Annotated in this window: 11 protein-coding genes; 8 read left to right on the top strand and 3 right to left on the bottom strand. The window is 32.7% G+C overall.

Annotated elements, in window-relative coordinates; all coding sequences use genetic code 11:
• Positions 1 to 358 precede the first annotated feature (358 nt).
• From ygs to IDG45_RS09790, 4 genes are all read left to right on the top strand, one after another.
• The gene (ygs, locus tag IDG45_RS09805; protein WP_001067294.1) at positions 359 to 736 is read left to right on the top strand and encodes a S1 domain-containing post-transcriptional regulator Ygs; all 378 of its coding nucleotides are present in this window, start codon (positions 359 to 361) and stop codon (positions 734 to 736) included.
• A gap of 361 nt (positions 737 to 1,097) precedes the next feature.
• Positions 1,098 to 2,225 carry an NADH-dependent flavin oxidoreductase gene (locus tag IDG45_RS09800; protein WP_000838024.1) on the top strand — a complete coding sequence of 376 codons (1,128 nt, stop codon included), beginning with the start codon at positions 1,098 to 1,100 and terminating at the stop codon, positions 2,223 to 2,225.
• 307 nt (positions 2,226 to 2,532) lie between these two features.
• Positions 2,533 to 3,723 carry an ornithine--oxo-acid transaminase gene (locus IDG45_RS09795; protein ID WP_206171611.1) on the top strand — a complete coding sequence of 397 codons (1,191 nt, stop codon included), beginning with the start codon at positions 2,533 to 2,535 and terminating at the stop codon, positions 3,721 to 3,723.
• 108 nt (positions 3,724 to 3,831) lie between these two features.
• Positions 3,832 to 5,076, top strand: a complete 1,245-nt coding sequence (locus tag IDG45_RS09790) for a Glu/Leu/Phe/Val family dehydrogenase (RefSeq protein WP_000138487.1) — start codon at positions 3,832 to 3,834, stop codon at positions 5,074 to 5,076.
• A 393-nt stretch (positions 5,077 to 5,469) separates the two neighbouring features.
• Here the strand turns inward: IDG45_RS09790 and IDG45_RS09785 are convergent, their stop codons facing one another.
• The 3 genes from IDG45_RS09785 to IDG45_RS09775 form a co-directional block, all read right to left on the bottom strand.
• Positions 5,470 to 6,399 carry a glycerophosphodiester phosphodiesterase gene (locus tag IDG45_RS09785; protein ID WP_000185319.1) on the bottom strand — a complete coding sequence of 310 codons (930 nt, stop codon included), beginning with the start codon at positions 6,397 to 6,399 and terminating at the stop codon, positions 5,470 to 5,472.
• A 241-nt stretch (positions 6,400 to 6,640) separates the two neighbouring features.
• Positions 6,641 to 8,020: an argininosuccinate lyase gene (gene argH, locus IDG45_RS09780; RefSeq protein WP_000066053.1), complete on the bottom strand. Its 1,380-nt coding sequence runs from the start codon at positions 8,018 to 8,020 to the stop codon at positions 6,641 to 6,643.
• Positions 8,010 to 9,215 (bottom strand): argininosuccinate synthase, encoded by a 1,206-nt coding sequence (locus IDG45_RS09775; protein ID WP_000660050.1) that lies wholly within the window; start codon positions 9,213 to 9,215, stop codon positions 8,010 to 8,012. Before IDG45_RS09775 ends, argH begins: the two co-directional genes overlap by 11 nt.
• Before the next feature lie 350 nt (positions 9,216 to 9,565).
• Between IDG45_RS09775 and IDG45_RS09770 the strand changes: the two genes are divergently transcribed.
• From IDG45_RS09770 to lepB (IDG45_RS09755), 4 genes are all read left to right on the top strand, one after another.
• On the top strand, positions 9,566 to 10,897 hold the full coding sequence (locus tag IDG45_RS09770) for a glucose-6-phosphate isomerase (protein ID WP_000148855.1): 1,332 nt from the start codon (positions 9,566 to 9,568) through the stop codon (positions 10,895 to 10,897).
• A gap of 923 nt (positions 10,898 to 11,820) precedes the next feature.
• Positions 11,821 to 12,396 carry a TVP38/TMEM64 family protein gene (locus IDG45_RS09765; protein ID WP_000007965.1) on the top strand — a complete coding sequence of 192 codons (576 nt, stop codon included), beginning with the start codon at positions 11,821 to 11,823 and terminating at the stop codon, positions 12,394 to 12,396.
• Between the two features lie 4 nt (positions 12,397 to 12,400).
• On the top strand, positions 12,401 to 12,925 hold the full coding sequence (gene lepB, locus IDG45_RS09760; protein ID WP_000758211.1) for a signal peptidase I: 525 nt from the start codon (positions 12,401 to 12,403) through the stop codon (positions 12,923 to 12,925).
• A 15-nt stretch (positions 12,926 to 12,940) separates the two neighbouring features.
• On the top strand, positions 12,941 to 13,516 hold the full coding sequence (lepB, locus tag IDG45_RS09755) for a signal peptidase I (protein WP_000711897.1): 576 nt from the start codon (positions 12,941 to 12,943) through the stop codon (positions 13,514 to 13,516).
• Positions 13,517 to 13,520 lie beyond the last annotated feature (4 nt).

Below are 13,520 nucleotides of genomic sequence, written 5' to 3'. Positions count from 1 at the left end.
TTACACATAGGCGCACTTGTCTCCTTTAGTTTGGGTTTGGTCACTTTAAATTATAGAGGCAATTGCGCTTTTTGTGTATTAAAAAAAGCAGGAAGTTTTACCTTCCCACCATAAAAGATGAAGAACCGTTTTTACAGAGAATTGCTATTCAAATAGTTAATAAATTGAAAACAAAGTAGCTGGATATCATATTTATTTAGATAGGAATTTGTTGCTGATTTTATTTGTAAATCCAAGTTTGTAGTATTCTTATTCATTTATAAAATAATATTCGTATGATTTGATGTTTTAATTAGTCCACCATTTCGATTTGTGCTATGATAATAGTGTTAAGTAAACGAAATAAGGGGTTATTAAGTTGAATAACTACAAAATTGGCCAACATATCAAGGTGCGTGTAACTGGTATTCAACCATACGGTGCGTTTGTTGAGACCCCTAATCATACTGAAGGACTGATTCATATATCAGAAATTATGGATGACTACGTTCATAATTTGAAGAAATTTCTATCAGAAGGCCAAATTGTTAAAGCTAAAATTTTGTCTATAGATGATGAAGGAAAGCTTAATCTATCATTAAAGGATAATGATTACTTCAAAAATTATGAGCGTAAGAAGGAAAAACAATCAGTATTAGATGAAATCAGAGAAACAGAAAAATATGGGTTTCAAACACTTAAAGAACGCTTACCAATCTGGATAAAACAGTCAAAGCGAGCAATTCGAAACGACTAAAGCAACAGATAAATCGTACCGAAAATCATACAAAGGGTCTGAAATGAAAGTTTCTTAGACTATAAAAGAGATTAGTATCTATTAAATTTTATTAGATACTAATCTCTTTTTGTCTACGATAACGTAATATGATTGATTCTATTAACACGTACAAATGGTTTAAGGTGACATATGCATTATCTTTGTTAGATAGAATCGTTGATTTGCAATGATGTATGTGGATTTGTTTTTTTAATTTATTTTAGAAATGAGAACTACAACTTAAAGCATTAAACGAATTGTAACTATATAAACAGATAATTGGAGAATGAAAAAATTACATGTTATAGTCAACTCAATAATTTTAAGGAGGAATTAAGTAATGAAAAGTAAATACGAACCATTGTTTGATAAAGTAGAATTACCAAATGGAGTAGAGTTGAGAAATCGATTTGTGTTAGCCCCTTTAACACATATTTCTTCAAATGATGATGGTACTATTTCAGATATAGAACTTCCTTATATTGAAAAGCGTTCACAAGATGTTGGTATTACAATTAATGCTGCGAGTAATGTGAGTGATGTCGGAAAAGCATTTCCAGGACAGCCATCAATCGCGCATGACAGTGATATTGAAGGACTAAAACGATTAGCTACAGCAATGAAGAAAAACGGTGCCAAAGCACTCGTACAAATACATCATGGCGGTGCACAAGCATTGCCTGAATTAACACCTGATGGAGACGTCGTAGCACCAAGTCCAATTTCTTTAAAAAGTTTCGGTCAGAAACAAGAACATAGTGCTAGAGAAATGACGAATGAAGAGATTGAACAAGCAATCAAGGATTTTGGTGAAGCAACGCGACGTGCAATTGAAGCAGGGTTTGATGGTGTTGAAATACATGGCGCGAATCATTACTTAATTCATCAATTTGTATCACCATACTATAATAGAAGAAATGATGTATGGGCAAATCAATATAAATTCCCGGTCGCTGTGATTGAAGAAGTGCTTAAAGCGAAAGAAGCGTATGGCAATAAAGACTTTATAGTTGGATACAGATTATCTCCAGAGGAAGCGGAGTCTCCAGGAATCACAATGGAAATTACAGAGGAACTCGTTAATAAAATTAGCCATATGCCAATTGACTATATTCATGTTTCAATGATGGATACGCATGCAACGACACGTGAAGGTAAATATGCTGGACAAGAAAGACTGCCTTTAATTCACAAATGGATAAATGGTCGTATGCCACTTATCGGTATTGGTTCAATTTTCACAGCTGACGAAGCTTTAGATGCAGTTGAAAATGTTGGTGTTGACTTAGTAGCCATTGGTAGAGAGCTACTACTGGATTATCAATTTGTTGAAAAAATTAAAGATGGACGGGAAGATGAAATTATTAATTACTTTGATCCAGAGAGAGAAGATAATCATCACTTAACTCCTAATTTATGGCATCAATTTAATGAAGGGTTCTATCCATTACCACGTAAAGATAAATAAGTGTTTAACTGTTACCACTAATGATATTGTGTATGCAATTTGTTAGTGGTTTTCAATATTTATAAATAAAAATATTCTTAGTAAAATATACTTTTGATTAAGTGTAAAATTATCAATTCTTTTGCTTGTAATCATTTAAGTAATTATGTCATTATAAATGTAAGGGTTTTCAAAATAGACAAATTTAATGAAGCTTAGTGATTATTTCATCTTTTTTGGTGGAAAAGTATCTGCTTTGAAAACTAATGTAATTATTTGGATAATGTTTCATGTATAATAGTTATAAATGATGAAAAGGGGAGATATGATGACTAAATCTGAAAAAATTATTGAGTTAACAAATCATTACGGAGCACATAATTATTTACCATTGCCAATTGTCATTTCAGAAGCTGAAGGGGTATGGGTTAAAGATCCTGAAGGCAATAAATATATGGATATGTTATCTGCATATTCCGCTGTTAACCAAGGTCATAGACATCCGAAAATTATTCAAGCATTAAAAGATCAAGCTGATAAAGTGACTTTAGTTTCACGTGCTTTTCATAGTGATAACTTAGGAGAATGGTACGAAAAAATTTGTAGATTGGCAGGTAAAGATAAAGCTTTACCAATGAATACAGGTGCTGAAGCAGTGGAAACAGCTTTGAAAGCAGCACGACGCTGGGCATACGATGTTAAAGGAATTGAGCCAAATAAAGCAGAAATCATTGCATTTAATGGTAACTTCCATGGTCGAACAATGGCGCCAGTTTCATTATCATCAGAAGCAGAATACCAACGTGGTTATGGTCCGTTATTAGATGGATTTAGAAAAGTTGATTTTGGAGATGTAGATGCATTGAAAGCTGCAATTAATGAAAATACTGCAGCAGTTTTAGTAGAACCAATTCAAGGTGAAGCGGGTATAAATATACCGCCAGAAGGATATTTGAAAGCAATTAGAGAATTATGTGATGAACATAATGTCTTATTTATTGCTGATGAAATCCAAGCAGGATTAGGTCGTTCGGGTAAATTATTTGCTACGGATTGGGATAATGTAAAACCTGATGTCTATATTTTAGGTAAAGCACTAGGTGGTGGTGTCTTCCCAATTTCTGTTGTATTAGCAGATAAAGAAGTATTAGATGTCTTTACACCTGGCTCACATGGTTCAACATTTGGTGGTAATCCACTTGCTTGTGCTGCATCAATTGCTGCATTAGATGTTATCGTTGATGAGGATTTACCAGGGCGCTCTTTAGAATTAGGAGATTATTTTAAAGAACAATTAAAGCAAATTGATCATCCATCAATTAAAGAAGTCCGTGGACGTGGTTTGTTTATAGGTGTGGAACTTAATGAAAGTGCTAGACCATATTGTGAAGCATTGAAAGAAGAAGGCTTATTATGTAAAGAAACGCATGATACTGTCATTCGTTTTGCACCACCATTAATTATTACTAAAGAAGAATTGGACCTTGCACTTGAAAAAATAAGACATGTATTTCAATAATGTCAAAAAGTTGTAACAATCAGTTTGTAAGGGCTTTAAAAAGGAATACGTTATGTTACAATATGCTTGAAAGCGAAATCATTAGGTAAAGAAGAGGCGAAAAGGATCATGACTGAGAACAATAATTTAGTAACTTCTACTCAAGGAATTATTAAAGAAGCATTGCATAAATTGGGATTTGACGAAGGAATGTACGATTTAATTAAAGAACCTTTAAGAATGTTACAAGTGCGTATCCCTGTACGAATGGATGATGGCACTGTTAAAACATTTACAGGTTACCGTGCGCAACATAATGATGCTGTTGGACCAACAAAAGGGGGCGTGCGTTTCCACCCAGATGTTGATGAAGAAGAAGTAAAAGCATTATCAATGTGGATGACTTTGAAATGTGGCATTGTTAACTTACCATACGGTGGTGGTAAGGGTGGTATCGTTTGTGATCCACGTCAAATGAGCATTCATGAAGTTGAACGTTTATCACGCGGATATGTAAGAGCAATTTCACAATTCGTAGGTCCGAACAAAGATATTCCAGCACCAGATGTATTTACAAACTCACAAATTATGGCTTGGATGATGGATGAATATAGTGCATTAGATAAATTTAATTCACCAGGTTTCATCACAGGTAAACCAATTGTATTGGGTGGTTCTCATGGACGCGACAGATCAACTGCACTAGGTGTAGTTATTGCAATTGAACAAGCTGCAAAACGTCGTAATATGCAAATTGAAGGTGCCAAGGTTGTTATTCAAGGTTTCGGTAATGCCGGAAGTTTCTTAGCTAAATTCTTATATGATTTAGGTGCAAAAATTGTAGGTATCTCTGATGCTTACGGTGCATTACACGATCCAAATGGCTTAGATATAGATTATTTATTAGACCGTCGTGATAGTTTTGGTACGGTAACAAATTTATTTGAAGAAACAATCTCAAATAAAGAATTGTTTGAATTAGATTGTGACATTTTAGTACCAGCGGCTATTTCAAACCAAATTACAGAAGACAATGCACATGATATTAAAGCTAGCATCGTTGTTGAAGCTGCTAATGGACCTACAACACCAGAAGCAACACGTATTTTAACTGAACGTGGTATATTATTAGTTCCAGACGTATTAGCAAGTGCTGGTGGTGTAACGGTTTCTTACTTCGAATGGGTACAAAATAATCAAGGTTATTATTGGTCTGAAGAAGAAGTTAATGAAAAGCTACGTGAAAAATTAGAAGCGGCATTTGATACGATTTACGAATTGTCTCAAAATCGAAAAATAGATATGAGACTTGCAGCATATATCATAGGTATTAAACGTACAGCAGAAGCAGCTAGATATCGTGGTTGGGCATAATTAATTATCATATGTGATTTAACGAGCTTGGGACAGAAAACAAAGCCCTAAGCTCGTTAATTTTATTTTAGCAGTAGTTGACTGTAAAACAATGCCCGTGTAACAAGCTTATTTCAAAAATAGTCGGGGCCCCAACACAGAGAAATTGGGGAGCCAATTTCTACAGACAATGCAAGTTGGCGGAGCCCCAACACAGAGAAATTGGGGAGCCAATTTCTACAAACAATGCAAGTTGGGGTGGGCCCCAACACAGAGAATTTTTAATTAAACGCTCAACTATATATAGTTGATCAAAAAGACAGCAGTAGGATAATTTCATTTTAGAAATATCTTACTGCTGTTTTTTATAGTAATAGCTATATTTTTGTATTTATGTTTTCTAGTTTAACAATACTATTTAATGACTTCTTTATATTTATCAGCAAAATTTGTAAAGACACCATCAACGCCGTATTTATTTAATCGTAACATATCAGCTTTTTCATTTACTGTATAAGGATGTACTATAAATCCTAAGTCTTTTAAATGATGGGTATTTTGTTCAGTTAAATCTGTATAATCAGGACCTAATCCAATCGCATAAGAGCGTATCTCCTTTAAGCGTTGGTCGTTAAATTGTTGTAGTTCACCTTTATCAACTAATTTTACTAATGGCACATGCTTATTTTGACGATGAATTTTCTTTAAACTTTCGTCAGAAAATGATTGAATCATTACATGTCCATTTTTTAATTTATTGTTATTTAAAAGGTGATGCTTTTTCAATGAAGCTAATAATTGTTCTTCCATTCCTGGGTATACATCAGGTGACTTTGTTTCAATATAATAGTTTGCATTCGGACCATAACGTTCTAAAATTTCATCTAAAGTGGGTACTTTAGCATTTTTATAACTTGCTCTTGCGTATTTTGGATATTTTTTATTAAACCAACTTCCTGCATCTAACTGTTTTAATTCATCAAGGGTATAATCCTCAACTTTACCGTGTCCATTTGTTGTACGGTTAACTGTTTCATCATGCATAGCAACTAAATGGCCATCTTTGGTACGTTGTAAATCAATTTCGATATAAGATGCTTTTAACTCATTATGACTCTTATCATATGCTTGAAACGTATGCTCGGGTGCATAGCCACTTGCGCCACGATGTGCGATAGTAGTGAATCGCTCATTCGTTAAATTTGTATGCCATTGAATAGCCTGAGGTTTATTTGCAATTTGATTTGTTTGTTCAGCGCCAGCAGTAGGTACTGATAAAAATCCCATAGTAAAAACAGCAGAAGCAGCCATAAATTTAGTGAAGCTTTTCGAAGAGTTAGTCATAGTCTTTATCCTTTCATCTCTTTATTTGTAGTCTAACAATTTTAAAATACTACAAAAACCTGCTTGTGAAAACGCTTTACACATTTCTTTTACAATTTATAACATTTTTGTAATATAAATTTAAAAGAATTATCAAACATTTTAGGAATCTTAAAAATGTGATGTTCAACAAGACGAAGAGAGCATTAAAATACCCACAATGTAATTTACATAGACATTGTGGGTAGGTAGATTAACGTATTTATTGTGATAGTAATTGTTTAGCAACATCAAGTTGTTGTTTGACCGATGATTGACCCGTAGAACCGTAACTTTGACGTCGTTTTAAGCAATTTTCCGGCTGCAAATAATCGTAAATATCGGCATCAATACTAGAATGATGTTGTTGATATGTTGCTAAAGGTACATCTAATAAATAATGACCTTGTTGTATACATTCTAAGACGATTTTTCCTACAATTTCATGTGCAGTTCTAAATGGAATATTTTTAGTTACTAAATAATCTGCTAGTTCCGTTGCATTTGAAAAATCTTCTTTAACAGTTTGATTGAGTCGTTCTTTATTAATTGTCATCGTTTGAATCATACCTTCGAAAATACGTAAAGAACCTTTAATTGTATGGACAGCATCGAATAAACCTTCTTTATCTTCCTGCATATCTTTGTTATATGCTAGAGGTAATCCTTTTAAAGTCATAAGCATGCTCATTAAATGACCAGTCGTTCGACCAACTTTACCTCTAATTAATTCTGCCATATCAGGATTTTTCTTTTGTGGCATAATAGATGAGCCAGTTGAAAATGCATCTGATAATGTAATGAATTTAGCTTCGTCTGTGGACCAGAAAATAATTTCCTCTGCAAAGCGTGATAAGTGAACCATCGTTAAAGAAATATTATGCAATGTTTCAATAATATAGTCTCTGTCACTAACAGCATCTAGGCTATTCTCATAGAGACTGCCAAAGTTCAACAATGCTGTTGTCTCGTGTCTATCGATAGGGTATGTGGTACCACTTAAGGCTGCTGCACCTAAAGGATTAATATCGATTCGTTTTAAACTATCTTCAAATCGTTGTTGGTCTCGTTGTAACATCCAAAAATAAGTCATAATATGATGTGCAAATGAAATTGGCTGTGCACGCTGTAAATGAGTATAACCAGGCATAATTGTATCAACATTATTGGAAGCGATGTCTACAATTACACTTTGTAACGACTTAATTAATGCGATGATATCTTGCACTTGTTTCTTAGTATACAAGTGCATATCTGTTGCAACTTGATCGTTTCTACTGCGTCCAGTATGCAACTTACCACCAGCATCACCAATACGTTTAATTAATTCATGTTCAATATTTAAATGAATATCTTCTAATGATGCACTAAATTGAATTTGATCTTGATGATAATCATGTTGAATAGATTTTAGCCCTTGTATAATTTGTTCGCTGTCTTGTTGACTAATAATGCCTTGATTCGCAAGCATAGTTGCATGCGCAATGCTGCCTTCGATATCTTGATCTATGAGCGTTTGATCAAAAGTAATGGATGCGTTAAAGTCGTCAACCCACTCTTCAGGTTGTACTTCAAATCTACCGCCCCAAGCTTTATTGCTCATTGCTATAGCCTCCATGTAACATCGCATTTACTTGAGTAGGTAAACCATAGATATCGATAAAGCCAACAGCAGCGTCTTGATTAAATGCATCTTCTTTTGTATAAGTTGCTAATTTTTCATCATATAATGTGTAAGGTGATTTTCTACCATTAACGATGGCATTACCTTTGAATAATTTAATTCTGACATCACCACTTACGTATTGCTGAGTACTATCAATAAATAATTTCAAGCTATCAGTTAAAGGTGAGAACCAAAGTCCATTGTATAGTTGTTCAGCAAATTGCTTCTCAATGATTGGTTTAAAGTGTGCGACATCTTTCGTTAACGTAATCGTTTCTAATGCTTTATGCGCTTTTAAAATAACTTCTGCAGCAGGTGCTTCATAAATTTCTCTTGATTTGATACCTACAAGTCTATTTTCTACATGGTCAATTCTTCCGATACCATGCTTACCAGCTAATGCATTCAACGTTAAAATTAAATCGTCTAATTCATATGTTTTGCCATCAATTTGAACTGGGATACCTTTAACAAACGTTAAAATGATTTCATCAGCAGTATCTGGTGTTTCTTCTAAAGCATTTGTTAGATCGAACGCATCCTCTGGTGGCGCAGCATAAGGATCTTCTAAAATACCACATTCATTCGCTCTGCCCCATAGATTTTGATCGATAGAATAAGGTGAATCATGGTTGATTGATACAGGGATATTATGTTTAATTGCATAATCGATTTCTTCTTCACGACTCCATGCCCACTCACGTACAGGTGCGAATGCTTTCAATGATGGGTTTAATGCTTTAATGGCAACTTCGAAACGTACTTGGTCATTCCCTTTACCAGTACAACCATGTGCAATACCTACTGAATTTGTTTTCTCAGCAATCTCTACTAATTTTTTAGCGATTAATGGTCTTGATAAAGCAGAAACTAATGGATATGCATTTTCATACATTAAATTTCCTTTGATTGCATAACTTACATACTCATCACTAAATTCTTTTGTTGCATCAATAATATGACATTCAACAGCTCCCATATCTAAAGCTTTTTTATAAACGATGTCTAAATCTTTACCTTCACCAACATCTAGGCAACAAGCTACAACGTCGTATCCTTTGTCGATAAGCCATTGAACGGCCACACTTGTATCTAGTCCTCCTGAATATGCTAAAACAATTTTCTCTTTCATAAAATTCACCTCATTGTAGTTATCTGAATATTTCGTATGAACACATGATAGCAAACTTTTAATGAAAATAAAACCATTATTTTACATATTTATTCATAAAATATGATAGAGGTAGTTAGAGTTGGAAGTATAAATGCTTATTTATCAATGTTTAAAAGTGTTTTAAAAAACATGCGAATTGTATAAAAAATGTTTGAGTGTTTGACGCCAGTTTGAAATGTTTGTTGAAAAATAGGTGTGAAACGTCACATAAATATCAATTTTATTGATTAAGTACAAACTTGTGAATTGAATCGCAAACGTAAACTTAGTAAAATTAAGATATTAAATGAAACAGGAGGCTTTTATAGATGACTCATATTCAATTAGATTTTAGTAAAACGTTAGAATTTTTCGGTGAACACGAATTAAAACAACAACAAGAAATTGTTAAATCAATTCACAAAACAATTCATGAAGGTACTGGTGCAGGTAGTGACTTCTTAGGCTGGGTTGATTTACCAGTTGATTACGACAAAGAAGAATTTTCAAGAATTGTTGAAGCATCAAAACGCATTAAAGAAAATTCTGATGTTTTAGTAGTCATCGGTATTGGTGGTTCTTACTTAGGTGCACGTGCAGCAATCGAAATGTTAACGTCATCATTTAGAAACAGCAATGAATACCCTGAAATTGTATTTGTTGGTAATCACTTATCATCAACATACACTAAAGAGTTAGTTGATTATTTAGCAGACAAAGATTTCTCTGTAAACGTTATTTCTAAATCTGGTACAACTACAGAACCAGCAGTTGCATTTAGATTGTTCAAACAATTAGTTGAAGAAAGATACGGTAAAGAAGAAGCACAAAAACGTATATTTGCAACAACAGATAAAGAAAAAGGTGCTTTAAAACAGTTGGCTACAAACGAAGGTTATGAAACGTTCATCGTACCTGATGATGTAGGTGGAAGATATTCTGTTTTAACAGCAGTAGGATTATTACCAATTGCAACAGCTGGAATTAACATCGAAGCTATGATGATTGGTGCTGCAAAAGCACGTGAAGAATTATCTTCAGATAAATTAGAAGAAAACATTGCATACCAATATGCGACAATTCGAAACATTTTATATGCAAAAGGTTATACAACAGAAATGTTGATTAACTATGAACCATCTATGCAATACTTTAATGAATGGTGGAAACAATTATTTGGTGAATCAGAAGGTAAAGACTTCAAAGGTATCTATCCTTCAAGTGCCAACTACACAACTGATTTACATTCTTTAGGTCAATATGTACAAGAAGGCCGTCGTTTCTTATTCGAAACAGTTGTAAAAGTAAATCATCCTAAATATGATATTACTATTGAAAAAGATAGTGATGATCTAGACGGATTAAATTATTTAGCTGGTAAAACAATCGACGAAGTTAACACAAAAGCATTCGAAGGTACATTATTAGCGCATACTGATGGTGGTGTTCCTAACATGGTAGTGAACATTCCACAATTAGATGAAGAAACTTTCGGTTATGTCGTATACTTCTTCGAACTTGCTTGTGCAATGAGTGGATACCAATTAGGCGTAAATCCATTTAACCAACCTGGTGTAGAAGCATATAAACAAAACATGTTCGCATTATTAGGTAAACCTGGTTTTGAAGACTTGAAAAAAGAATTAGAAGAGCGTTTATAAAATACATTACTTCAATGATTAGTGATCTATAAAATGGTATAAATATAGAGCTGAATATTAAGTTCATTGATAAAAATGAAAAGGCAATTTCTATTTAGAGTTATTTAAATAGAAGTTGTCTTTTTATATTATTAAAAATTTTGATTGGTATAGAATTAGGTTACATGTATTTATTATTAGATAACTATATTTATAGGAGGCGGTTAGTATGAATACAAGCTTGTTTTTAATAATTGCTGTTTTTAGTGTTTTGTTGACGATGATAATTTCTATAAATGAAAAGCATAAAAAATAAACATTGTACATCGAAGTGTATATTAAATAAATAGTGATGAAAGAGATTAATTATATTACTTGTTCGAAGTGATGGTAAGTTTTGTGATATTTAATTAGCACCTATAATTTACACTGTAAAGAAACTTTAAAGAGAGGTTTATATTGGAAAGTTTATATAGAAAAATACAGATAGTATTAATAATATTAACAGCAGTTGTTTGTTTTAATGGGTTATTAAATACTAATGTAACGTTAAAAACGAATATAAATATTTTTGTTTTTAGTGGCATATTGTTATTGGCTTTTATTTGTTGGGCTTATGTTAAACTTAACAAATTTAAGTAATGGATGGTCAATGGATTAGAAAAGCATTGAGAAATTTTAAAATATAAAGTGCAAGTATTCAACGACAGTAAGTGTCTGAGATATATAAAGGTCCTAGGCTCGTTTGCTACGTTTAGACAAATACTTAAGACGAAGAATGTTAAGAGAAAATTAAAGATAAAATAATATCTGCCATACAATAATATTGTTATACTACTAGAGACTGATTTATTAGCATGATTACATGTTAATGTTTCTTTACTTAGTAATTAACTTTATAATGTAAGAATAATTATCTTCAGCCAAAGAAAGGGATTGATGATTTGTCGTTTCATCAAGTAGAAGAATGGTTTGAGATATTTCGACAGTTTGGTTATTTACCTGGATTCATATTGTTATATATAAGAGCGATTATTCCAGTATTTCCATTAGCACTCTATATTTTAATTAATATTCAAGCCTATGGACCTATTTTAGGTATATTGATTAGTTGGCTTGGATTAATTTCTGGAACATTTACAGTCTATTTGATCTGTAAACGATTGGTGAACACTGAAAGGATGCAGCGAATTAAACAACGTACTGCTGTTCAACGCTTGATTAGTTTTATTGATCGCCAAGGATTAATCCCATTGTTTATTTTACTTTGTTTTCCTTTTACGCCAAATACATTAATAAATTTTGTAGCGAGTCTATCTCATATTAGACCTAAATATTATTTTATTGTTTTGGCATCATCAAAGTTAGTTTCAACAATTATTTTAGGTTATTTAGGAAAGGAAATTACTACAATTTTAACGCATCCTTTAAGAGGGATATTAATGTTAGTTGTGTTGATTGTATTTTGGATTGTTGGAAAAAAGTTAGAACAGCATTTTATGGGGTCGAAAAAGGAGTGACATCGTGAAAAAAGTTGTAAAATATTTGATTTCATTGATACTTGCTATTATCATTGTACTGTTCGTACAAACTTTTGTAATAGTTGGTCATGTCATTCCGAATAATGATATGTCACCAACCCTGAACAAAGGGGATCGTGTTATTGTAAATAAAATTAAAGTTACATTTAATCAATTGAATAATGGTGATATCATTACATATAGGCGTGGTAACGAGATATATACTAGTCGAATTATTGCCAAACCTGGTCAATCAATGGCGTTTCGTCAGGGACAATTATACCGTGATGACCGACCGGTTGACGCATCTTATGCCAAGAACAGAAAAATTAAAGATTTTAGTTTGCGCAATTTTAAAGAATTAGATGGAGATATTATACCGCCTAACAATTTTGTTGTGCTAAATGATCATGATAACAATCAGCATGATTCTAGACAATTTGGTTTAGTTGATAAAAAGGATATTATTGGTAATATAAGTTTGAGATATTATCCTTTTTCAAAATGGACGATTCAGTTCAAATCTTAAAAAGAGGTGTCAAAATTGAAAAAAGAATTATTGGAATGGATTATTTCAATTGCAGTCGCTTTTGTCATTTTATTTATAGTAGGTAAATTTATTGTTACACCATATACAATTAAAGGTGAATCAATGGATCCAACTTTGAAAGATGGCGAGCGAGTAGCTGTAAACATTATTGGATATAAAACAGGTGGTTTGGAAAAAGGTAATGTAGTTGTCTTCCATGCAAACAAAAATGATGACTATGTTAAACGTGTCATCGGTGTTCCTGGCGATAAAGTAGAATATAAAAATGATACATTATATGTCAATGGCAAAAAACAAGATGAACCATATTTAAACTACAATTTAAAACATAAACAAGGTGATTACATTACTGGGACTTTCCAAGTTAAAGATTTACCGAATGCGAACCCTAAATCAAATGTCATTCCAAAAGGTAAATATTTAGTTCTTGGGGATAATCGTGAAGTAAGTAAAGATAGCCGTGCGTTTGGCCTCATTGATGAAGATCAAATTGTTGGTAAAGTTTCATTTAGATTCTGGCCATTCAGCGAATTTAAATATAATTTCAATCCTGAAAATACTAAAAATTAATATG

It is taken from the genome of Staphylococcus sp. EG-SA-10, from assembly GCF_017151945.1.
In the GTDB taxonomy this organism is placed as follows: Bacteria; Bacillota; Bacilli; order Staphylococcales; family Staphylococcaceae; genus Staphylococcus; species Staphylococcus aureus.
Note: the sequence above shows the minus strand (reverse complement) of the source record. Positions and strands in the feature narration are given on the sequence as shown.

Bases quoted from the DNA above. Each gene is read 5' to 3' on its own strand.
- IDG45_RS09795 (WP_206171611.1), top strand. From the start codon at position 2,533: ATGACTAAATCTGAAAAAATTATTGAGTTAACAAATCATTACGGAGCA.
- IDG45_RS09790 (WP_000138487.1), top strand. From the start codon at position 3,832: ATGACTGAGAACAATAATTTAGTAACTTCTACTCAAGGAATTATTAAA.
- IDG45_RS09770 (WP_000148855.1), top strand. From the start codon at position 9,566: ATGACTCATATTCAATTAGATTTTAGTAAAACGTTAGAATTTTTCGGT.
- IDG45_RS09775 (WP_000660050.1), bottom strand. From the start codon at position 9,215: ATGAAAGAGAAAATTGTTTTAGCATATTCAGGAGGACTAGATACAAGT.
- argH (WP_000066053.1), bottom strand. From the start codon at position 8,020: ATGAGCAATAAAGCTTGGGGCGGTAGATTTGAAGTACAACCTGAAGAG.
- IDG45_RS09800 (WP_000838024.1), top strand. From the start codon at position 1,098: ATGAAAAGTAAATACGAACCATTGTTTGATAAAGTAGAATTACCAAAT.
- IDG45_RS09785 (WP_000185319.1), bottom strand. From the start codon at position 6,399: ATGACTAACTCTTCGAAAAGCTTCACTAAATTTATGGCTGCTTCTGCT.